The 22320-nt window shown below is 66.4% G+C and carries 19 protein-coding genes; 8 read left to right on the top strand and 11 right to left on the bottom strand.

The genetic code is table 11. The features are described from left to right. Positions 1 to 17: 17 nt before the first annotated feature. From TMO_RS20355 to TMO_RS20365, 3 genes are read right to left on the bottom strand one after another with little or no spacing between them, the layout of a single operon-like run. Positions 18 to 782, bottom strand: a complete 765-nt coding sequence (locus TMO_RS20355) for an SDR family NAD(P)-dependent oxidoreductase (protein ID WP_041606935.1) — start codon at positions 780 to 782, stop codon at positions 18 to 20. After that, positions 769 to 1617, bottom strand: a complete 849-nt coding sequence (locus tag TMO_RS20360) for an enoyl-CoA hydratase/isomerase family protein (RefSeq protein ID WP_014747587.1) — start codon at positions 1615 to 1617, stop codon at positions 769 to 771. Before TMO_RS20360 ends, TMO_RS20355 begins: the two co-directional genes overlap by 14 nt. A gap of 23 nt (positions 1618 to 1640) precedes the next feature. Beyond that, entirely contained in the window at positions 1641 to 2396 is a 756-nt protein-coding gene (locus TMO_RS20365) for an SDR family NAD(P)-dependent oxidoreductase (protein WP_014747588.1), read from the bottom strand. Between the two features lie 113 nt (positions 2397 to 2509). On the opposite strand from TMO_RS20365, the gene TMO_RS20370 reads away from it, so the two are divergent. Further along, the gene (locus tag TMO_RS20370; protein ID WP_014747589.1) at positions 2510 to 4090 is read left to right on the top strand and encodes an AMP-binding protein; all 1581 of its coding nucleotides are present in this window, start codon (positions 2510 to 2512) and stop codon (positions 4088 to 4090) included. Between the two features lie 110 nt (positions 4091 to 4200). Here TMO_RS20370 and TMO_RS20375 read toward each other — a convergent pair whose 3' ends face one another. The 3 genes from TMO_RS20375 to TMO_RS20385 form a co-directional block, all read right to left on the bottom strand. Further along, complete coding sequence (locus tag TMO_RS20375; protein WP_014747590.1) at positions 4201 to 5385, bottom strand: acyl-CoA dehydrogenase family protein; 1185 nt, start codon at positions 5383 to 5385, stop codon at positions 4201 to 4203. Further along, entirely contained in the window at positions 5382 to 6458 is a 1077-nt protein-coding gene (locus TMO_RS20380) for an acyl-CoA dehydrogenase family protein (RefSeq protein ID WP_187297848.1), read from the bottom strand. The genes TMO_RS20375 and TMO_RS20380 overlap by 4 nt, the downstream gene beginning before the upstream one ends. Positions 6459 to 6528: 70 nt before the next feature. After that, positions 6529 to 8070: an AMP-binding protein gene (locus TMO_RS20385; protein WP_014747592.1), complete on the bottom strand. Its 1542-nt coding sequence runs from the start codon at positions 8068 to 8070 to the stop codon at positions 6529 to 6531. 366 nt (positions 8071 to 8436) lie between these two features. Here TMO_RS20385 and dctP point away from each other — a divergent pair, with 366 nt between their 5' ends. From dctP to TMO_RS20400, 3 genes are read left to right on the top strand one after another with little or no spacing between them, the layout of a single operon-like run. Then, complete coding sequence (gene dctP, locus TMO_RS20390) at positions 8437 to 9501, top strand: TRAP transporter substrate-binding protein DctP (protein ID WP_014747593.1); 1065 nt, start codon at positions 8437 to 8439, stop codon at positions 9499 to 9501. A 44-nt stretch (positions 9502 to 9545) separates the two neighbouring features. Beyond that, a complete protein-coding gene (locus tag TMO_RS20395; RefSeq protein WP_014747594.1) occupies positions 9546 to 10079 on the top strand; it encodes a TRAP transporter small permease in 534 nt (177 codons plus the stop codon). A gap of 6 nt (positions 10080 to 10085) precedes the next feature. Next, complete coding sequence (locus TMO_RS20400; protein WP_041606936.1) at positions 10086 to 11426, top strand: TRAP transporter large permease; 1341 nt, start codon at positions 10086 to 10088, stop codon at positions 11424 to 11426. Between the two features lie 234 nt (positions 11427 to 11660). Here the strand turns inward: TMO_RS20400 and TMO_RS20405 are convergent, their stop codons facing one another. Genes TMO_RS20405 through TMO_RS20415 form a run of 3 tightly spaced genes read right to left on the bottom strand, consistent with a single transcriptional unit; the run spans position 11661 to position 15345 of the window. Next, positions 11661 to 12821, bottom strand: a complete 1161-nt coding sequence (locus TMO_RS20405) for an acyl-CoA dehydrogenase family protein (protein WP_014747596.1) — start codon at positions 12819 to 12821, stop codon at positions 11661 to 11663. Then, a complete protein-coding gene (locus TMO_RS20410; RefSeq protein ID WP_014747597.1) occupies positions 12818 to 14020 on the bottom strand; it encodes an acetyl-CoA acetyltransferase in 1203 nt (400 codons plus the stop codon). The genes TMO_RS20405 and TMO_RS20410 overlap by 4 nt, the downstream gene beginning before the upstream one ends. A gap of 29 nt (positions 14021 to 14049) precedes the next feature. Then, positions 14050 to 15345, bottom strand: coding sequence for a 3-oxoacyl-[acyl-carrier-protein] synthase III C-terminal domain-containing protein (locus TMO_RS20415; RefSeq protein ID WP_228382358.1), 1296 nt, complete (start codon positions 15343 to 15345; stop codon positions 14050 to 14052). Between the two features lie 350 nt (positions 15346 to 15695). On the opposite strand from TMO_RS20415, the gene TMO_RS20420 reads away from it, so the two are divergent. The 3 genes from TMO_RS20420 to TMO_RS20430 are packed head-to-tail and all read left to right on the top strand — an operon-like array spanning position 15696 to position 18821. After that, complete coding sequence (locus tag TMO_RS20420; protein WP_041606938.1) at positions 15696 to 16805, top strand: CaiB/BaiF CoA transferase family protein; 1110 nt, start codon at positions 15696 to 15698, stop codon at positions 16803 to 16805. 31 nt (positions 16806 to 16836) lie between these two features. After that, positions 16837 to 18003 (top strand): acyl-CoA dehydrogenase family protein, encoded by a 1167-nt coding sequence (locus TMO_RS20425; protein WP_014747600.1) that lies wholly within the window; start codon positions 16837 to 16839, stop codon positions 18001 to 18003. 32 nt (positions 18004 to 18035) lie between these two features. Further along, the gene (locus TMO_RS20430; protein WP_014747601.1) at positions 18036 to 18821 is read left to right on the top strand and encodes an enoyl-CoA hydratase/isomerase family protein; all 786 of its coding nucleotides are present in this window, start codon (positions 18036 to 18038) and stop codon (positions 18819 to 18821) included. Between the two features lie 133 nt (positions 18822 to 18954). Here TMO_RS20430 and TMO_RS20435 read toward each other — a convergent pair whose 3' ends face one another. Further along, positions 18955 to 19761, bottom strand: coding sequence for a helix-turn-helix transcriptional regulator (locus tag TMO_RS20435; protein WP_014747602.1), 807 nt, complete (start codon positions 19759 to 19761; stop codon positions 18955 to 18957). A gap of 66 nt (positions 19762 to 19827) precedes the next feature. Between TMO_RS20435 and TMO_RS20440 the strand changes: the two genes are divergently transcribed. Further along, positions 19828 to 20367, top strand: coding sequence for a peroxiredoxin-like family protein (locus tag TMO_RS20440; RefSeq protein WP_014747603.1), 540 nt, complete (start codon positions 19828 to 19830; stop codon positions 20365 to 20367). A 76-nt stretch (positions 20368 to 20443) separates the two neighbouring features. On the opposite strand, the gene TMO_RS20445 is transcribed toward TMO_RS20440, so the two are convergent. Next, positions 20444 to 22090, bottom strand: a complete 1647-nt coding sequence (locus TMO_RS20445) for an AMP-binding protein (RefSeq protein ID WP_014747604.1) — start codon at positions 22088 to 22090, stop codon at positions 20444 to 20446. Positions 22091 to 22320 lie beyond the last annotated feature (230 nt).

The raw sequence follows: 22320 nt of genomic DNA on the forward strand, positions 1-22320 counted from the left end.
TGAGGGCCGGCCGCGGGTCAGAGCTGGAGGCCGCCATCCACCGCGAGGCTCTGCCCCGTGATGTAGCCGGCGGCATCGGACAGGAGAAAGGCGACCGCGGCGGCAACGTCTCCGGGCGTGCCCATGCGGCCGAGCGGCGTGACGGCCAGAAGACGTTCGAGCTTTGCGGGCGTGAACTGCTCCGCCACCACCCGGCGGCCCATGCCTCCGTCGATCCAGCCGGGGCCAACGCAGTTGGCCCTGATGCCGTGACGGCCTTCTTCCTTGGCGATACCACGGAACAGGGCCTCGATCGCACATTTCGGTGCGGCGGACAGAATGTCCATCCGGGGCACACGTTCCACGGCGGCGGTGATCACCGCGACCATGGCGGAGGACGGCCGGCGGCGCAGATGCGGGAGGGTCGCCGCGACCAGATGAAAGGCGCCTTTCACGTCCACGTCGATCACACGTGACCATTCCGCGGGGTCCAGCGCCGAAATCGGCGCAAGAGAGAGGTTCGGTCCCGCGGCATAGACCACGGCGTCCACACCGCCCAGCGCCGCGGCCGCATCATCGGCAAAGGCTGACACGGCGGCTGCATCTTCGAGCGCGACCGCACGAAAGAAGCTGCCGACGCCGGCTGCGGCCAGTTCGTCGGCAAGCGTTGCCGCCCCGTCATGGTTGCGACCATAGGTGAAGGCCACGTTCAGCCCTGCGCCTGCAAGGGTGGTGCAGATGGCACGGCCTATGCCGCCCGTGCCGCCGGCAACGAGCACGGATTTTCGATCAGCTGGCGTCATGTCCGGGGGACCTCGTCATTCGGTTGAGACCATCTTCTGCGTTGCGGGATGACAGCCGGGCCCGGATCGAGGCGACGTGTTCACGGTATTCCGGTCCCATGACCAGGCTGCCGACTGCCAGTCTTTCGACGTTGCGCCCCTGCGCGCGGTCCAGATCCGTCGCAAGTTCGATCGTCAGCTTGCCGGCGGCCACAGCCTCGGGTGGCAGAGCTGCCAGATGCCGGCAGAAACGTGTCGCCGCTCCGTCCAGGAGATCGTCGTCGTGAACCTCGTGGACGAGACCGGCGGCGAGCGCCTGTTCCGCAGTCATCTGCATGTTGGCAATGACGAGCCAGCGCGCCCAGTGGGGACCCACGATGCGGGTCAGCCGGCTTATGCCGCCCGATCCCGGCAGGCCGCCCAGGGCGATTTCGGGCAGGCCATAAAGGGCGCTGCGGCCGGCGATCCGGAAGTCGCAGGCGAGCGAAAGCTCCAGCCCGCCACCCAGGCAGGGCCCCTGATGGACCACCACGACCGGCTTTTCCACCGCCTCGATCGCATCGAAGAGAGGATGCAGACTGCCGCGGCCCTCCCGGTACCAGCGCCGGAACGCGGCAGCACCAGGGAGGCCGGGATCCGGAAAGAGCGGGCTGTGCAGATCGGCGCCGGCAGAGAAGTAGGGGCCCTCTGACCTGATGGCCATGACCCGCATCGCCGGATCGGCGCCAAAGGTCCGGACGGCCTGACACAGACCATCGGCGACCGCGAGGTCGATGGCGTTGTGCTTTGCCGGACGGCGGATGGTGGCAGTCACGACGCCATCGGATATGTCGGTCGTTACGATACCACTGGTCATGGATGTCCTCTGCTGGCAGGGCGTCAGCGGGCGGTGAGGCCGCCATCGACGGGCAGTGCTACGCCGGTTACGAAGGAAGCCCGATCCGACGCGAGCCACAGGGCCGCCTCGGCGATTTCCTCGGGGCGTCCAAGGCGGCCCATGGGAATGGAGGCGAGCAGCCGGTCTCCGATGTCCCTGCCGTGTTCACCGCCGGTCAGTGCCCGCAGCATCGGCGAATCGACCGGTCCCGGACAGATGGCGTTCACCCGGATGCCGTCCGGCGCGTAGCGGATCGCAAGGGATCTGGTCAGCCCCACCATGGCCGATTTCGCCGCTGAATAGAGCGGGTTCTGGATTGACCCCACAAGACCGGCGACCGAGGAGGTGAGCAGGATGGCGCCGCGACCGGCAGCACGCATCAGGGGCACCGCCTCGCTGCAGGCCAGGACCGTGGCGGTGAGGTTGAGCGCCATCATCCTGTCATAGGCGGCGAGGTCCAGCAGCTCGAAGTCCGGGCCGTTAATGCCGGCGTGGTTCCACAGGACATCCAGCCCCCCGAGCGATCCGGCGATCCCGGTGACGAGGCCATGTACCCCGGCAGGGTCGGACAGATCCCGTCGGATGGCGATCGCATGGCCGCCGCGGTCCCGGATCCCCGCGGCGAGAGCCTCGACGCCCGGGCCGTCGACATCCACCAGGGCGAGCCGGGCGCCTTCACGGGCAAAGGCCAGCGCACCGGCATGGCCCATCCCCGAAGCGGCCCCGGTAATCAGTACGCGCCGCTCCAGCATGTGCATCCGATCGTCCTCCTGTTGTTGTATAGTAAACTAGCATACGGTAAATTTACATACCTGATGCAAGAAGACAATGTGCAGATGCACGAGATCAGCGACACAGGGGGAGGATCGCCATGCGTGTGAGTGGCCCGCCGATCGATCGGGAACGGGTTGAGTGGATCGCCGATCTGCCGGCACGTTTCGCCGCCGAAACGCCGGACAAGCCGGCCATCATTTTCGATAGCCGTGCGACCTGCTTTCAGGCCCTCGAAGAGGGAAGCCGGCGTCTGGCCGCCGGATGGCAGGCTGCCGGGCTGGAGGCGGGTGCCACGATCGGCTATTTCGGCCGCAACAGCGAGCTGTTCTATCAGACGCTGTTCGCCTGTGCCCGCGGTGGCTATGTGCTGGCCAGTTTCAACTGGCGCTATGCGGCGGCGGAACTCGCCTATGTCCTGGAAGACGCGCGACCGGCACTGCTGATCCATGATCCGGATTTTGCCGGCCTGGTGGCGCAGGCGCTGGACGGGCGGCCGTCACGACCGATCCTGTTGCCCACCGTGGCCGCCGGGGGGCCAAGCCTGGCGACGGCGCTGCACGGCCCGTCGGGGCCCCTGGTCGAGGCACCGCGACGCTACGAGGATCCGCTGCTGCTGATCTATACGAGCGGCACGACCGGGCGACCCAAGGGGGTCCTGTTCAAGCATGGCGCGGTCAGTGCCTTCCAGTCCGCCTATGACGCCTCGCCGCAGTGGGACGACTGGCGGCGCGATGACGTCGGCCTGTCGGCCATGCCCAATTTCCATATGGCCGGCATCGGCTTCATGATGATGGGGCTCGCGGTCGGCGCCACGATGGTTCACACCGCAGATCCGTCGCCGGCCAATCTGATCGCCCTGTGCAACCGCCACGCCGTGACGCGGATATTCATGGTGCCGACGGTGATCCGCATGGTGCTGGACGACATCCGGCGCACCGGTGCGCAGGCGCCGAAGCTGACCGGGCTCTATTACGGCGCGTCACCCGTGGGCTCGGCTCTTCTGAAGGAGGGTATGGCCACCTTCGGCTGCGGCTTCACCCAGTTCTACGGCATGACCGAAGCCTGCTCGACCCATGTTCTGGGCCCGGCGGAGCATGATCCCGCACGGCCGCAGCTGATGCGCTCGGTCGGGCGTCCGCTTGCCGGCGTCGCCTGCGAGATCCGGCGGGCGGACGGCGGCGTCTGTCCGCCGGGTGAACATGGCGAGATCTGGATCCGCAGCGACATGCTCATGGCCGGATATGCCAACCGGCCCCGGGATACCGCCGAGGCGATCATCGATGGCTGGTTCCGGACCGGTGACGGCGGCTATGTCGACGAGGAAGGGTATCTGTACCTGACCGACCGTCTGAAGGACATGATCATCACGGGTGGTGAGAACGTCTACCCGATCGAAGTGGAGGACGTGATCATCGACCATCCGCAGGTTGCCGCGGTTGCCGTCGTGGGGATACCGGATCCCGTCTGGGGGGAACGGGTGACGGCGGTGGTGGAGCCTGCCGCTGACGGGACCGCGCCGGAACTCGACCAGCTGCGTGACTTCGCCCGGGGTCGGCTGGCCGGCTATAAATGCCCGCGGGCGCTGGTCGTCGTCGATACGCTGCCTCGCACGGCATCGGGCAAGATCCAGCGCGGGGTGGTCCGCAGCATGTTGGAAACCATGCGGACGAACGCCTGAGCCCAGACGATCCACCCCGTCTCCACCAGTTGGATGGAGACGGGGTGGCTGGTGCCGCCGGCGGGCCGAGGGGGCCTGCCCGCCAGGCGGTTCCGGGCGGGCCAAAGCCGTCAGAGGAGGGCTTTGGCGATGATGTTCCGCTGGATTTCGTTTGTGCCCCCGAAGATGGACCAGCACCGGCCGTAGAGATAGTGATGCGCCATGGCGGAGGCGTCCCGCGCAGCGGTCTGCGGCAGGTCCAGGCCGTCATGCAGGGCTGCCGGATCGTGAACCGTGCTGTAGGGGCCCGCCAGATCGAGAGCGACCTCGCTCATGGCCTGAAGAACTTCCGTCCCCCGGATCTTCAGCATTGAGCCATCGGCACCGGCCGGCCGACCGGCGGCCCAGGCCGCGACCAGCCATGCCTCGAGCGCGACCAGGGTCCGCAGGCGGACCGAAAGGTCGAGGACCCGGTCCGCGAGCCGGGCACGCAGACCCGCCGGAACGGCCGGATCCGCCTGAACGGCGGCATTCATGGCACGGATGCGTTGCATCAGGCGCAGTTTGGGGCCGGTGTCCGCGATCGACATGCGCTCGTGGCCCAGAAGGAATTTCGCGATGGACCAGCCCCGGTCTTCCTCTCCGACCAGGTTTCCGGCCGGGACGATCACGTCATCGAAGAAGATCTGATTGGTATGGTGTTGACCGTCGATGGTGACGATGGGACGGATGGTGATGCCCGGGGTGGTCATGTCGATCAGCAGGAAACTGATCCCGTCCTGCTGCCTGCCGGCATCGGAGGTGCGCACCAGGCAGTGCATCCAGTCCGCCCAATGGGCTTCCGTGGTCCACATCTTGGTGCCATTGACGCGGTAGACGTCTCCTTCACGCGTGGCCCGCGTCCTGAGCGCGGCGAGGTCCGAGCCGGCGCCGGGCTCGGAATATCCCTGGCACCACCAGACATCCGACGTGACGATGCCCGGAATGTGCCGCGCCTTCTGGGCGGGAGAGCCGAAAACCTGGATCACGGGCCCCACCATGTTGACGCCATAGGGGATGATCATCGGGGCCCCGGCCAGCGCGCTCTCCTGCAGGAAGGCGAGCTGGCGGGCGGCAGACCAGCCGCCGCCGCCCCAGGCTTCAGGCCAGGCGCCGGTCAGCCAGCCTCGCTCGTTGAGGATCTTCTGCCAGCGGACATAGTCGGACTTGCCGAGTTCCCGGCCTCGGGCGACCTTTTCGGCGATGTCGGCCGGCAGCGTCTCCCGGACGAAGGTGCGGACATCGGCGCGGAAGCTGTGCAGATCGTCGGTCGTCATGTCCGGGCCTCCAGTTCGAGCAGCCTTGCCGCACGGGCATCATGAGTGCCTGCCTGGCCGCGAATGGCTGCGACACGGCGGAGATAGTGGCTGACGACCAGCTCGTCGCTCACCCCCATGCCGCCATGCAGTTGGACCGCATCGTGGGTGCAATGCCGGGCGGCGGTATCAGTGACCAGGCTGGCGGCCAGGATGATCTGCGCGCGATCCGGGCCCGACGGCCGGTCCAGAGCGGCGATGGCCTCGCCGGCCATGGCCGCGGCTTCCGTGGCCGCGATCTCCATGTCCGCCACCCGGTGCTGGAGGGCCTGGAAGGTGGCGAGCGGTCGTCCGAACTGCTCACGGATCGTCAGATAGGCCAGCGTGGCATCGGTGGCGGCCCGGGCGAGCGCTGCCGCCTCGACGGCCAGGCCTGCGAGCGTCCAGTCGAGCGCATCATGGATGGCGGCATCGGCCGCAGCCCCCTGAAGCAGGACCGCCGGGGCCGGCAGGGGCGTATCCGTGAAGACGAGATCGGCCGCGCCGGCCCCGTCGATCAGGCGCAGCGCCGTTTGCCCGATCCCCGGCGCCGTCGCCGGACACAGCAGAATCATCGTACCGGCTGCCGCGTCCCGGGCGGTGACGAGAAAATGGGTCGCGACATCGGCATGGCGGGTGGCGGGCTTGCGGCCGTTCAGTCGCAGGCCTTCAGGCGCGGGCGAGACGTCGAGCCGCGGCGGCTGCCAGGGATCGAACCCTTCCGCATGCGCAAGGACCGGGATCATCTCGCCGTCGAGCACCGCCGTGATCGCGCCGGCGGCACCGGCGGCGGACAGGATGCGACCGCAGGTGACGGCGGCCATGAGCAGCGGCTCAACCGGCAGGAAAGGCGCCAGTGCCATCTGCATGGCGGCGAGATCCGCGGGGCTGCCACCGCAACCGCCATGGACATCGCTGAAGGCCATGGTCGGCGCTCCCGCTTCCAGCAATGCCGGCCAGGCGCCGAGACGATCGGGATGGTCCGCAGCCATCCGCGCCCGTCTGACCTCGAAGTCGTTCGTCCTGGCCATCACGCGTTCCAGCGCGGCGGCCATCAGGCGGTGATCTTCCGTCTGGTTCGCTATGAACATCCGGGCACCCGTCAGATCATGAGGAGGGAGAGGGTCAGGACCCGCCTTCCGCTTCGGCACGGAGCTGGTCACGCAGCACCCGGCGCAGCAGTTTTCCGACGTCCGAGCGTGGCAGGCGGTCGACCACGCGGATCTCGCGCGGCTGTTTGGTTCGCCCGAGCCGGGTACGGCAGAAATCGATAATCGTTTCGACAAGGGCGGTCTCGTCGGTGACGTCCCGGGACGGGACCACGAAGGCGACCGGCGTTTCGCCGTAGTCGGCATGCGGCTTTGCGGCCACCGCGCACTCTGCAACCAAAGGCAGTTCCTCAATGGCGTATTCCAGCTCTTGAGGGTAGATGTTTACCCCGCCCGAAATGATCAGATCTCCCTGGCGGTCCGCGAGGAACAGGTAGCCGTCCTCGTCGACCCGGCCGATCTCACCCAAGGTCTGGAACCCCTGACGGCTGGTCTGACCTGCGGTCTTCGCCGGGTCCTTGTAGTATTGAAACGCGCTGATTCCACTGAAGAAGACCCGGCCGGTCCGGCCGGGAGGCAGTTCCTGATCATCCTCGTCGAGGATGTGGAGCACACCCTTCACGGCGCGTCCCACCGATCCGGGCTTGCGCAGCCACTCTGCCGTGTCGAGGCAGGTGAGGCCGACGCTTTCGGAGCCGGAGTAGTATTCGACCAGGATCGGCCCCCACCAGTTGATCATGGCCCGCTTCAGTTCGGGCGAGCAGGGGGCGGCAGCATGGATGGCGGTGCGATGCCAGGGCGCGTGAAACGCCTCCCGGCGTCCGGCTGGCAGATCGAGCAGGCGCCGGAACATGGTCGGCACCCATTGCGACATGGTGATGCTGCGGGTTTCGATCAGGTGGAGCGCGTGTTCCGCATCGAATTTGCGCATGATGACGGCGGTGCCGCCGGCGGCGGTTACGGCCAGTGACCAGCGAAGCGGGGCGGCATGATAGAGCGGCGCCGGCGACAGGTAGCGCAGATCCGATGACAGGCCAAAGATCTGGATCAGGTCCCGGGCGAAGACCGGCGGGCCATCGCCTGCATCCTCACGCGACCATAGCGGCCGCCAGATGCCCTTGGGTGCGCCGGTCGTGCCCGACGAATACATCATGAGGGCGCCCGGCGTCTCGTCCGCAACCGGTGTTGCGGGCATTCCGGCAAGCACGGGCTCCAGAGGCGTGAAGCCCGGTATGTCTCCGATGGCATAGTGCTGCCGGCCCGGCGAGGGTACCGCCGCCAGCGGTGCCACGGTGCCGGCGTAACGCGCGTCGGCCAGTACCAGGCGAGCGTCGCAGTTGTCGACGATATACGCGATTTCGGGTGCCGAGAACGTGTTGGCGACCGGTGTGTAATAGAGCCCGCATCTGTATGCTGCCCAGGCAAGGGCGAGCGGATCTGCCGTATTGCCGAGGATGGCGGCGATGTGGTCGCCCCGGCTCAGGCCGTGATGGCGGAAGAGTTGAGCATATCGGTTGGCAAGCCCTTCGAGCTCCGCGTAGGAAACGCTCCCGTCGTCAAATTCGAGCGCCGGGCGCTCCGGCTGGCGGCGCGCCCAGTCCCTCAGTCCGTACTGCATCTCTGCTGCCCTCTTCGTGCGTTTCCATCCCGTTACGGTCTGTATGCCGCTGATCTGTTCATAACATATAGTACGCATGTTTACTAGATGGCGATGGTGGGACAACATAGTGGGACAAACGGCTTGCGCCGGGGCCGGCACATGATAGTCTTCATTATGATACGCTAGTGTACAATATGGCCCTGCCGGAAGCTCGGTCCGCCTCCCGGCACGTGCCGCCATGCGATCGACGCGGGCTGCCCATGACGGGCCGGTACTGTCGAAGAACGGTTCGACAGACCCCCTCGCGCCGATCGGCCGGGCCGATCGACCGGACCGCATACCAAAAAAACCACGACACACAGAAAGTCAGGGAGGAATATCCACATGACCGGTTCCTTTGAGATCAGGGCGATCCTGCCCACCGGTATCGTGGCGCTTGCCGTCGCGATGGTCACCGGCATCACGGCCGCCGCTGCACAGACCACTCTGCGATTCGCAGATTACAGTCCCAACCGCGGCATCCGTGCCGAGATGGTCGAGGATTTTCTGACGCAGATCGAAACCGCATCCGATGGCCGCATCAAGATCGAGCGCTACTGGGCCCAGTCCCTGCTTGCGGGTACCAAGATCCTGGAAGGCGTACGCAATGGCGTGGCCTCCATCGGCACCGTCACCGCCGACTATACGCCCAACGAGCTCTTCGCATATCGTGTCGGTGACCTGCCCGTGCGCAACCCGCACGAGGTGGCGGGAGCACTCGCCCTCTATGATCTCGCCACCACCAACCCGGTCTTGCAGGCGGAATTCGACCGTCTGGGGGTGGTCTACATCGCGAACTACAGCGTCGGCCCCATCCAGATGGTGTGCAACAGGACCGATCTCACCTCGGTCGACGATTTCGCCGGCAAGAAAGTGCGCGCTGTCGGTGACTGGAGTCAGATCTTTGCCACGCTCGGTGCGATCCCGGCGCTGGTGCCGTTGTCGGAAGCCTATCAGGCTCTCGGGTCGGGGATGGTCGACTGTTCGCAGGCCTATGGATACACGACCGAATCCTACAAGCTGTACGAGGTCGGCACCAGCTTCACGGTGATCGATGGCGGGACCATCCAGGCCAACGGCCTGTTCTTCAACAAGCGCGAATTCCAGGCCCTTGATCCCCGCGATCAGGAGATGATCCGCCGGCTCGGGCGAGAGATGACCGAGAAGATCGCTGCCGCGACCCGCGCACGCAATCAGGATGTCATCGCCCGGCTGGAAACCGGCATCGACGGTCATGTCCTCAAGGTCCATCACTTCGACGAAGCGGACCTGACCAGGATCGATGAGGCCAGTGCGCCGTTCCTCGACGCCTTCTCTAAGGATGCGGCCGCACGCGGGATCGATGGCGCCGCTCTGATCGCTTCTTATCGTGCGCAGATCGCAGCCCATCTCGAGGCCCTGAAGCCCTGATCGACGATCCCCCTCCGATCGTGGCCCGGAAAGGCCCCTGTCTCATGCTTCATAACGTCATCTCCGCCGGGCACCGTGTGCTCGGCGGCATCGAACGCGGTCTGCTTGTCGTCGCCTCGATCGCGCTGATCCTGATCGCGGCGCTGATCCTGATAGAGATCGTCAGCCGCTGGCTGCCGGTCCTGAGAATTCCGGACAATGTCATCATCGTCCGGCAGCTCATGGTTGTGTCCATCGCCTGCAGCCTCGGCTGGGTTACCGGGCGCGACGGCCATATCGCCATCGATCTGCTCTTTCAGCATATGACGCCGCGGCAACAGCGTGCCTGCCGCGGCCTCGCGCTCGTTTGCGGGTTGGTCATGGCGGTGCCGCTCGTGGTCTGGATCGCGGGGGATGTCGGCGCACTCTACGCGTCGCAGAGCTTCTATTTCGGCGAACTGAAACTGCCGGAATGGCCGGTCCGGACAGCTTTCCTGTTCGGGTTGCTGTCGCTTACGGCCAGGCTGTGCCTGCAGCTCGCCTCCCTGCTGGCGGGATCGGACGATCCCGTGCCGTCCGATGCCGGGCACAAGGGGTGAGCGACCATGGACCCTTACCTCCTCGGACTTGTCGGACTCGGCATGTCGTTGGTGCTTATCGCCCTCCGGGTACCGATCGCCTTTGCCCTGGGCGTCGTCGCGGTCGTCTGCATCTTCCTGTTCTTTGCCTTGTCGGGCGGCGGTGAGCCGCGCTTCGCGATGGCGGTCGTGCCGGCGATGACGCTGGCATCGGGAACGGTGTTCGAGCTTTTCCACAGCTACGAACTGACGGCGATCCCGATGTTCGTGGCGCTTGGGCATGTCTGCTTCCGGGCGGGTATCACCAGCGACATCTACTTCGCGGCCCGTGTCTGGCTCGCCCGGATTCCGGGAGGGCTGGCGATGGCATCGGTCCTGGGCTGCGGCGGCTTTGCCGCGATCTCAGGGTCGAGCCTCGCCTGCGCGGCAACCATGGGTCGGGTGGCGGTGCCGGAGATGCTCCGCTTCGGCTATGACCAGCGGCTGGCCGCAGGCTCCGTCGCGGCGGCCGGCACGTTGGGCTCCCTGATACCCCCCGGTATCCTGTTCATCCTCTATGGTCTCTTCGCAGAACAATCCGTCGCGAAGCTGTTCATGGCCGGCGTCATGCCGGGCCTGATCTCGCTGGTGGGCTATTGGGTGGTGATCGGGATCTGGACCAGCCTGCGTCCGGGCCATGCCCCGGCAGCCGAAAGACAGTTCACCATCTCGGAACGTGTCACGGCAATGCTGCGTGCCTGGCCGGCGGCCATGATCTTCGCCATCATCGTCGGTGGCATCTACGGCGGCATCTTCACCGCCACCGAGGCGGCTGCCGTCAGCTTCGCGACCGGTACCGTGATCGCCTTCGCCACCCGCCGTATCACCATGGGCGGGTTCATCGCCGCGCTGGGCGAAACCGCCAGTCAGACGGCCGCGATCTTCCTGATTGCAGGGGCTGCGAAGATCTTCGTTTCGTTCGTGTCCCTGACCGGCATTGCCCATGTGATGGTCGATCTGGTGCAACTCGCCGATCCGGGGCCGGTTCTCCTGCTGGTGGGGGTGGCCGTGGTCTATCTGGTGCTCGGTATGTTTCTCGACCCGCTGGGCATCCTGCTGCTGACCCTGCCTTTCGTCCTGCCTCTCATCGAACAGAACGGCTTCGATCTGATCTGGTTCGGCGTGATCCTGGTCAAGCTCCTGGAGATGGGACTGATCACGCCGCCGGTGGGTCTGAACGTCTTCGTGCTCGCCAGCGTCACGGAGCCGAAGGTCGCAATCGAAAAGGTGTTCGCCGGCGTGATGCCCTTCTTCCTCATGGACATCGTGGTCCTGGGGCTGCTGCTCGCTTTTCCGGTCCTGTCGCTCTGGCTGGGCGGGGCGATCTGATCATCATCACCGGTCAAAAAAAGACGCCCCGCAGAACCGACTGCGGGGCGTTCTTCCGCGGGCCATCCCGAGGGAGGCAACGGGTGGTCATGGCGGAAAAGTGACGTCTGAGGAGAGCCGGATCGGCATCCCGCCGCGGGTCTGTCCGCCTTGCGGCCTCAGGGCCCCGGCAGTTGACGGAGGGCGGGCTCCGGGGCGAAGACCGCCCCGGGACGGAGCGGGACGCCCCGTCGGTCACCAGCGATCTTCGCGCGTGAACAGGTCGCGGCCGATGATCTGCTTCATGACTTCGGCAGCACCGCCGGCAATGCGGGTGATGCGCGCGTCGACATAGGCGCGGGCGATGGGATATTCCTCCATATAGCCATAGCCGCCGAAGAACTGCAGGCACTGGTCCACCGTTTTGCAGTGCAGGTCCGTCGCCAGCAGTTTGACCTTTGCCGCGTCGACCGGATCCAGATCACCAGCCATGAAGCGGGCGATGCACCAGTCGACGAACACCCGCACCCCGGTCACCTCGGCATCGAGCGCTGCCAGCACGAACTGCGTGTTCTGGAAATCGGCGAGGGTGTGGTCGAAGGCCTTGCGTTCCCGGGTATAGTCGACCGTCCAGCGGATGGCGCGTTCGGCCACCGTAACGCTGCGGATCGCCTGGGTCAGACGTTCCTGGGCGAGCTTGGTCATCATCATCGCGAAGCCGCGGTTCTCGTCACCCAGCCGGTTGGCAACCGGCACCCGGACATCGGCATAGAACAGTTCCGAGGTGTCCTGGGCTTTGAGGCCGATCTTGTCGAGATTCCGGCCTCGCCTGAAACCGGGCGTATCGGTCGGAACCACGATCAGGCTGATGCCTCTGGCCCCGGCCTCGGGATCGGTTCTGCTGGCCGTGACCACCAGATCCGCGTTCTGGCCGTTGGAGATGTACACCTTCTGGCCGTCCAGCACGTAGTGATCGCCGTCACGCCGTGCCCTGAGGCGAATGTTCTTGGCATCGCTGCCGGCGCCCGGCTCGGTTATCGCAATGGCGCCGATGGCCTCTCCGCGCGCCATGCGCGGCAGCCAGTGGCGCTTCGTCTCTTCGGTGCCCCAGGCCAGGATGTAGGGGGCCACCATTTCCGAGTGGACCATGAAGCCCGGACCGGACATGCCGGCACGCGCCAGCTCCTCGATCACCACGACGTTGTAGAGCCAGTCTGCGCCGGCCCCGCCATAGGCTTCGGGGAGATTGCAGCACAGCATGCCCATCTCGCCGGCCCGCCGCCAGATGTCGCGCGGAACGATCTTTGCGGCTTCCCACGCGGCATGATGGGGAACGAGTTCCGTTTCAACGAAGCGCCGGACGGAGGCCCGGAACTGGTCGTGCCCGGAAGAGAAGAGGGTCCGTGTCATGGTCATGCGTGCAGCCCCAGGATCGAGATCGCCGCGATCCCCTGATACGGCACCCCCCCCAGATTGTGGGAAAGGCCGAAGGCGGGGGCGGGAAGCTGCCGGGGCCCCGCACGGCCGAGCAGCTGGTTGTAGTTCTCGTATGCCATCCGGAGGCCCGACGCGCCGATCGGATGACCGAAGCATTTGAGGCCACCATCGACCTGGCAGGGCACGCCACCACCCTCGCGGTCATAGAAGCCGTCGAGCACGTCATGGACCGCACGGCCTTCCTCGGAGATAAACAGGTCCTCCATCGTCACCAGTTCCGTGATCGAGAAGCAGTCATGGACCTCCATCAGCCCGATCTGCCGGCGAGGATCGGTGATCCCGGCTTCTTCATAGGCTCGACGGGCGGCAACGCGGGTGTTGCGGACATGGCTGCCATCCCAGCCGCTGGTGGCGGTCTCGATCCCCGAGCTGATCGAGAGCTGGATTGCCTTGATGGTCACCATGTCCCGGCGGCCGAGCGACCGGGCGATTTCCGGCGTGGTGACGATTGCGGCCGCGGCACCGTCGCTGACGCCGCAGCAATCGAACAGGCCGAGCGGTTCGGCAATCATCGGGGCCTGGAGAATGGTATCCATCGGCACCGGCTTGCGCAGATGCGCCTTGGGGCTGAGCACGCCGTTCTGATGGCTTTTCCAGGAGACATGCGCGATGCCGCGTTTCAGATCCTCCTTCGAAATGCCGTGGCGCGCACGATAGCCGGCGGCGAGCTGGGCGAAGCCGGCCGGCGCCGACCCCATGGGCAGCCAGAGATCGTTGAAAGTGCCCTTGTATGGCGGCGGCAGTCCGCCGTAGCCGGTATCCTTCAGCTTCTCGGCGCCGACCGCGAGAGCGATGTCGACGGCACCCGAGGCGACCGCATAGGCGGCGCCGCGCAGTGCCTCGGTGCCAGTCGCACACATGTTCTCCACCCGCGAGACCGGGATGCCGTCCAGGCGCAGCGCCATGGAGGCGGGTATTGCGGAGTTGCCGACGTTGACCTGATCGATGCAGGCGCCGAACCATGCCGCCTCGATGCGATCCTTCTCGATGCCCGCATCGGTGAGAGCTTCGTCGAAGGCTTCGGCGAGAAGGCCGTCGGTCCCGACGTCCCAACGCTCACCGAACCTTGAGCACCCCATTCCGATGATTGCGACCTTGTCTTTGATGCCGGTTGCCATGTTTTCCTCCCCGGGCGTGCCGCCCGACCTCAACCAGGAAGGGCGACGGGGGTCGCCTTCCAGAAATAGCGCCGGAACCCGCGGACCGTGTCGGTCTGCTTGATCCGACAGACCATGCGCAGCGGCATTCCCGTGTCGAGCACGCCGGTGGGAACGTCCACGATCTCCATCAGCAGACGCGCGCCGTTGCGGAACTGGACGAAGCCGACATGGAGCGGTGGTGCCGGATGGTAGGACAGCCAGTCGGCGGTGCAGGTCATCAGTTCAGCGGGTTCGTCGGCCAGGGATACCCGGCTGAAATCCCGGGCAGGCGTACCGCAGCCGGGTGTCACGCAATAGGCGAGCTGCGGGAACTGCACCGCGCCGCAGGCCGGACAGCGGCCGGCGGTAAAGGCCGCGAGCTGATCGGCGGTGCGATAGGCTTCCGTCAGGGCCGGCTTGTCGTTCTTCTCGCCACGCATGCCCCAGTCCGGACGGATTTCGCCGTAAAAGGACAGCATGCGCAGATAGTCGTCGGTCGGCAGACGGTCGGACAGAGCGCCGCTGACCCCACGCGCACCGGCCATCGCGGGTGTGCGGCCGCTCGCCTCCAGGATGAGGGCATCTGCACCCTGGCCGAAGCCCACGAGCAGGATCCGGTCACCGGGGGCGGCGGTTTCGAGCACGGCACCCAGCATCAGCAGGGCGTGGGCGGTGCCGGTGTAGCCACAATCGTCGTCGAGCGGATCGGCGACGTCGCCTTTGAAGCCCAGCGTCCGCGCGACCGATGCTGCCGCACCGCGGATCGTCGCCGGCATGACGAAGTGGTGGATATCCCCGATGGTCAGCCCTGCCGAAGCGAGGGCGGCATTGACGGCCTTTGGCACGATCTTTCCGAAGCCCTCGTCGCGGATCCAGCGTTCCTCCCAGACATAGTCATGGGGCTGGTCCGAGGGGCGGAAGTGATCGGCAAAGGACGTGCTGATGCCGGCGGATCCCAGAAGACGGGCGATCACGTCCCCGCTGCCGAAGGCGACCGCGGCGGCTCCTGCACCGCAGATCTGTTCCAGCGCGCTGGCGGGCTGCGTCCGGGGGCGGTCGGCGGCGATGAGCAGCATGCCGTCCTGTTTCCGCGCAAATGCATCGATCAGTGCGGTGGTGGCTGCACGCTGCGAGCCCGTGCGATCGTCGCTGCGGACGGAAGGATCCAGATCGAGCGCCGCGGCGACGAGCCCCGCATTTGAGAAGTCGGCGTAAGGCAGGGTTGTGGAGGCGAGGGTCAGGGACGTCACTGCGGCGCGGCTTTCGCCATGGCCGAGGGCATCCCTGGCGGCCTCCACCGCCATCGTCACGCTGTCTTCATCCCAACTGCAGAAGGCCCGGTAGCCTTTCCCTTTCGGGGAAGCGCCGGTCATCCATCGGTGAGCCGTGCCGATCGCCTGCCGCGACAGCCTGAGGCGCGGGACACAGGCCCCGAACGCGGTGATGCCGAAGGTCATTTTTCCTCCCGGGATGATGGACTGGGCCGGTGGCCCTGAGGCCGCCGCATTCCGGCCGGGCCACATGAAGTACACAAGCTAACTATTAGCTAGCATTTTCCAACGCGGGCTGCCACCATAAAACATGAACGGACCGGCGACGGGCGGCAGCCCGCTCGCGGTGAATGCGGATCCATGACAGAAGGACATACGAGGTGATGCCGTATCCGGAGGCGACTGCTGGCGGACCTCTCCGCGGTGTGCGCGTGGTGGAATTCGCCGGGATCGGACCGGCGCCGTTTGCAGCGATGGTGCTGGCGGATCTGGGGGCAGAGGTGGTCAGGATCGGCCGTCCGGGAGAGCCGGCGCGGCCTCATGACTTCATGTCGCGTGGCAAGGGCCTCATGACGCTTGATCTCAAGGATCCGGCGGACCGGGAGACGGCGCGGGCACTTGCCCTGACGGCAGAGGTGCTGATCGAAGGCAATCGCCCGGGTGTGATGGAGCGCCTGGGGTTGGGCCCGGACGATCTGCTCGCGAAGGCGCCGCGGCTGGTCTACGGTCGGATGACCGGCTGGGGACAGGCCGGGCCGCTGGCCTCGACTGCCGGACATGACATCAACTACGTCGCCGTCACCGGGATGCTCGATGCCCTGGGCGCCGAGGGGCGCAAACCCGCGATACCGCTCAACCTGATCGGCGACCTGGGCGGCGGGGCGATGTTTCTCGTCGCGGGCATTCTGGCCGCGCTGTTCGATGCCATGCGCAGCGGCCGTGGCCAGGTCGTGGATGCGGCGATCGTCGACGGGGTCAATCTCTTCGCGGGCGTCTTTCATATGCTTCGGGCCCAGGGGCGCTGGCCGGGGCGGCCGGGGACCAACCTCCTGGACGGTGGCGCGCCCTTCTACGACACCTATCGCTGTGCCGACGGGAAGTATGTCGCGATCGGCCCGCTCGAACCTCAGTTCTATGCCGAGCTGTTGCGACGGCTCGATGTCTGTGATCCGCGCGCCTTCCAGCGCGACGACAGGACGTCGTGGCCGGAGCTGAAAACAATGTTCGCGCGCCTCTTTGCCACCCGTGACCGGGATGCCTGGTGCGCCCTGCTGGAAGGCAGCGATGCCTGTTTTGCGCCGGTACTCGAACTCGATGAAGTGCCGGACCATCCGCATCATCAGGCGCGTGAAGCGTTTCATCAGACTGACGGCGTCCTGCATCCCGCACCGGCGCCGCGCTTCTCGGCAACCCCCGCGGCGCGCCCGGCGATGGGGGAACCGGTCGATCCGGACGACCTTCTGACCCGCTGGTCAACCGCCGCCGGCGCCTGATCCTTTTCATAATTCCCCCGGGAGGACATCAATGGACATCGCTCTGACGGAAGAACAGACTGCAATTGATGCGGCAGTGCGCAAAATATGCAGTAACTTCAGTGACGAGTACTGGACGGAATGCGAAGAAGATCTGCGCTTTCCTGAAGAATACTATCAGGCCATGGCAAACGCGGGATTCCTCGGCATCACGATGCCCGAGGAACTGGGAGGCTCCGGGCTGGGCGTGACAGAAGCCGCGATCATGATGCATGCCGCTTCATCGAGTGGCGGCGGATATTCGGCGGCGTCAGCCATCCACATCAACCTGTTCGGCCCGCACGCCATTGTCGTCCACGGGACAGCCGAGCAGAAGCAGCGCTTCCTGACGCCGCTGATCCGGGGAGAGGAGAAGGCGTGTTTCGGCGTCACTGAGCCGGATGCCGGTCTCGATACCACCAGCATCAAGACCTTTGCGACGCGGGTCCCCGGCGGTTATCGCATCACCGGCCGCAAGATCTGGACGTCGACGGCACAGGTGGCATCGAAGATCCTGATTCTGGCACGCACCACGCCGAAAGACGCGTGCCGCAGGCCCACGGACGGGATGTCCCTGTTCTTCACGAACCTCGACCGGTCGAAGATCGAGGTGCGCCGGATCCACAAGCTGGGTCGGAACGCGGTCGATTCTAACGCGGTCTTCATTGACGATCTGTTCGTCTCCGAGGAAGACCGGATCGGTGAGGAAGGGCGCGGCTTCCACTACCTGCTCGACAGCCTGAATCCCGAGCGGATCCTGGTTTCGGCGGAATCGATCGGCCTGGGCCGGGATGCGCTGGCCCGCGCCGCCCGCTACGCCCGCGAGCGGATCGTCTTCGGCCGGCAGATCGGGCAGAACCAGGGGATCCAGCACCCGTTGGCCGAATGCTGGATTCAGCTGGAATCCGCTTGGTGGATGTGTCTGCGCGCCGCATCGCTTTACGACGCCGGAAAGCCCTGCGGCGCCGAAGCGAATGCGGCCAAGTTCCTGGGCGGGCGCGCCGCATTCGATGCCTCGACCCGTGCGGTGCTGACCCATGGCGGGATGGGGTATGCGCGGGAATATCAGGTGGAACGCCTGTTCCGTGAATCCATCCTGCCGCGCATCGCCCCGGTGACGGAACAGCTCATCCTGTCGTTCATCGCTGAAAAAGTGCTGGACCTTCCGAAATCCTATTGAGCGGCATTCGTCCGCCCTGCGGGAGACCGATCATGACCACCCCCGACTGGACCACCATTCAGGCAGAGATAGCCGACAGCATCCTCACGCTGACGCTGAACCGGCCGGACCGCCTGAATGCCTTCGACCGGGTCATGCATCACGAATTGGGCGAGGCGATCGCCTATGCCGCCACGGCGCCTGGTATCCGGGTGATCGTCCTTACCGGAGCCGGACGCGCGTTCAGCGCCGGCGGGGACATGTCGCAGCCGCCGCCGGACATCGCGGCGTTTGCGGAAGAGGCTGAAGACGCCCGCAGGATCGTGTCCGGCATGCTGGATTGTGGCCGGCCGATCGTCTGCCGGATGAATGGCGATGCCATCGGCCTGGGTGCCACGGTCGCTCTGCTGTCCGACGTGGTCATTGCCGCGGACACTGCCCGGCTGGCTGACCCGCATGTGCGGGCGGGTCTGGTTGCCGGCGACGGCGGTGCGCTGATCTGGCCCCTGATCTGCGGGATCATGAAGGCGAAATACTATCTTCTGACCGGCGACATGGTGGCGGCTCCCGAAGCTGAACGTCTGGGGCTTATCACCCGTGCTGTTCCCCCGGACGACCTCGACCGCGAAACATCGCGCATCGTCTCGATGCTCCTTGCCAACGCGCCTCTTGCCCTCAAATGGACCAAAAGAGCCATCAATGCGCATATGGACGGCTATGGCCGCCTTTTGTTTGAAACCTCTCTTGCCTGTGAAGGACTGACCATGATGTCGAAAGATCATTCTGAATTCCGGCGCGCGTTCATGGAGAAAAGAAAAGCAGGCTTTCTGGGGGCATGAGATAAACCGGCATCGCCACGGGCCGTGCGACCCGGATCCTGCCCGCGGCCCGGCTGAGCCTGACGGGTGCCGGCGACCGGATGGTGGCGGGCCGCCATTCCCGCCACCATCCGCGCCTTCGAGACGCATCTCTTCAGCCTGGCCGGCGGCTGAGCGGCGGCGCGGCCTGGCCCATCCGGCGGCGATGGGCATGGGCCAGGGCTTCGGCACTGCCGAAGCCGACCAGACGGGCGGCCTCTTTGACCGTGTGCCCGGCATCCAGATGGCGGCGGGCCTCGGCCAGGCGCCAGGCCGTCAGCCAGGCGGCAGGGCTGGTGCCGAGGGCGGTGCGGAAGGCGGCCATGAAGGCGCTGCGCGACATGCCGGCGATGTCTGCCATGTCTTCCACCCGCCAGGGCCGTTCCGGCGCCTCGTGCAGGGCCGCCAGCGTGCGGTGCAGCCGGGGGTGGGACAGGCCGGCCAGCAGGCCCGGGCCGTCGGCGCCCCCGGCGACGGCGCTGCGCAGCAGGCGGATGACCGCGGCCTCGACCAGCCGTTCGATCATGCCCGCGGCCCCGCAATGGGGATCCTGCCATTCGGCGACCAGCGCCCCCAGGATCGCCGCCAGCCGCGGATCATGGCCGGCGGGCAGCAGGATCGTCCGGTCCAGCGCCGCCAGCAGCGGATTGCCGGCGCCGCCGAAGGCGATCCCGGCCAGCAGCAGTGGGGGGCGGTCGGCGAGGGCGGGGCGGACATCCACCGCATCGAACAGCGCCAAGGGTGCCGCGGCATCGCCCGCCAGCGCGAACTGCGCCGGGGGCCCGTCCAGCGCGGCCGCCTCGCGCAGCGCCGTGACCCGCAGCGGAAAGCGGCGCAGAAAAGCCGACAGCCGGTCGATGCGCAGGGCGCCCGGGGCTGTGATGTCTTCCGGACTTTGGATCAGACCTTCTGGACCATTCATGTCCAGAATTCTGGAAGGATGATTTCACCTCGTCAAGACATCCTGCCTATCCAAGGAGGCCGACCCATGCCGCTTACCCCCCGCGCGCCGGTGCCGGCGCTGGCCGTCGACACGCTCGCCCATGGCCGTTTCGACATCGCCGCCGCCCGACCGGAACGCATGACCCTGATCGCTTTCTATCGCGGCCTGCACTGCCCGATCTGCATCACCCAGCTGAAAGAGCTGGAGCGGCTGGTGCCCGACTTCGCCGCCCGTGGGGTGGAGCTGATCGCGATCTCCTCCGATGATGAAGACCGCGCCCGGCAGATGGCCGAACGCGCGGGTGTTTCGGCCCTGCGTCTGGGCTATGGGCTGGACCTCGCCACCGCCCGGGCCTGGGGGCTGTACATCTCGGCCGGGCGCGGCACCACCTCGATCGGCATCGAGGAACCGGCGCTGTTCTCGGAACCCGGCCTGTTCCTGGTCCGTGCCGACGGCACGCTCTACTACATGGCGATCCAGACCATGCCCTTCGCCCGGCCGCCGGCGAAAGAACTGCTGGCGGCGCTCGATTTCGTGATCAAGGCCGACTACCCCGCACGTGGCGAATATCAGGGCGCGCTCTGAACGGAAGCGGTCTGAATGGAAAGCGGCCCGGCCCCTGAAAAAGGAGCCGGGCCGTATCAGGGATGCGCCGATGCCGTCAGGCGCCGGCTTCTGCTTTCGCCTTTTCCTGGTTGCGCAGGATGAAGCGCTGCAGCTTGCCGCTCGGCGTCTTGGGCAGTTCGTCGACGAATTCGATCTCACGCGGATAGGCATGGGCCGACAGCCGGGCGCGGACATGGCGGCGCAATTCCTCCGCCAGCTCGGGCGTGGGCTCATAAGCCGGCTTCAGCACCACGAAGGCCTTCACGATCTCGGTACGCTCGGGGTCGGGCTTGCCGACCACGGCGGTCTCCACCACCGCCTTGTGCTCGATCAGCGCGCTTTCCACATCGAAGGGCCCGATGCGATAGCCCGACGAGGTGATGACGTCGTCCGACCGGCCGACGAAGGAGATGCTGCCGTCCTCGTTCAGCTCCACCGTGTCGCCCGACAGGTAATAGCGGCCGCGCAGCGACTTCGTCGGCATGTTCCAGTAGCCCTGGAACCAGAATTGCGGCGAGGCCTCGCGATCCACCGCCAGGATGCCGGGCTGACCCACGGGCAGTTCTTCCAGCGTGTCTTCATCCACCACCACGATGCGGTGGCCGGGCACGGCGAAGCCCGCGGCGCCGGCCTGAACCGGATGGTCCAGGTCATGATGGTTGCACAGCACCATGCCGAGTTCGGTCTGGCCGTAATGATCGTGGATCACCGTCCCCAGATGTTCGGCGAACCAGCGGATCACCTCGGGGTTCAGCGGCTCGCCGGCGCTGGAGACCGCGCGCAGCCGGCCCTTCACGCCTTCCGCCAGTTCGGGGCCGGCGGCCAGAAGCAGGCGATAGGCGGTTGGGGCACCCGCCAGATTGGTGACGCCCAGCTTCCCGATCAGACCATAGGTGCTCTCGGCCGTGAACGGCCCGTCATAGAAAGTGGTGGCGACGCCGAGCGACAGCGGGCCGGTGACCGCGTAATACAGGCCATAGGCCCAGCCCGGATCGGCGATGTTCCAGAACACGTCGTCGGCGCGCAGCCCCACCGCCAGCTGCATATAGCCCTTGAAGGCGGCGATTGCGCGCAGCGGCACCATCACCGGCTTGGCCGGGCCGGTGGTGCCCGAGGTGAACATGATCAGGAACGGATCTTCGCCGCGGCGCATGATCGGCGCGAAATCCGGGCTCTGCGCGGCGAGTTCGGCCTCGAAATCCAGATCGCCGGCACCGGCACCGCCGCGGATGACGGCGATGGTCGCCGGCACGCTCAGCTCGTTCAGCTTGTCGCGGTTCTGGGCGTCGGTCACGATCAGCTTCGTGCCGGCGGTGGCCGTGCGATGCTCGATCGCCTTGGGGCCGAAGGCGGTGAACAGCGGCTGATAGACCGCGCCCGCCCGCCAGGTGCCCAGGATGGTGACCAGCAGTTCCGGCACCCGCGGCAGCAGCCCGCCGACCCGGTCGCCGGGACCGATGCCGCGGGCGGCCAGCAGATTGGCGAAGCGGCCGGCCGCTTCTTTCAACGCGCCGAAGGTCATTGTGCCGCCATGGCCGTCGCGGCTTTCATAGCGCAGTGCGATCCGGTCGGGATCGGCGGCGGCATGGGCGTCGCAGCACTCCACGCAGGCATTCATCGCGGCAAGATCGCCGGCCAGCGACTGGCGCAGCATCGCTTCGAAATCGAAGCCCGCAGCCGCATCGGCCCAGGACTGGGTCATCGGTTATGTCTCCCCCGGTTCACGAGTGACGGTCCGCCGCTTGTTCCGCAGCGTGACGTTCCGGGCGAAGGTATGCACCGGGCCCGCGGTCGGCAATGGCCGTTCGGGTCACGTCATGCGATATGTTGCGTCATGTGGACCTTGGTCGGGGGGCGCGGGCTGCGGGGCCTGCTCTGCTCCGTGGCCATGAAACGACCGTTCGAATTATGTTGCCGCGGACGGCGTCGCGG

It is taken from the genome of Tistrella mobilis KA081020-065, from assembly GCF_000264455.2.
In the GTDB taxonomy this organism is placed as follows: domain Bacteria; phylum Pseudomonadota; class Alphaproteobacteria; order Tistrellales; family Tistrellaceae; genus Tistrella; species Tistrella mobilis.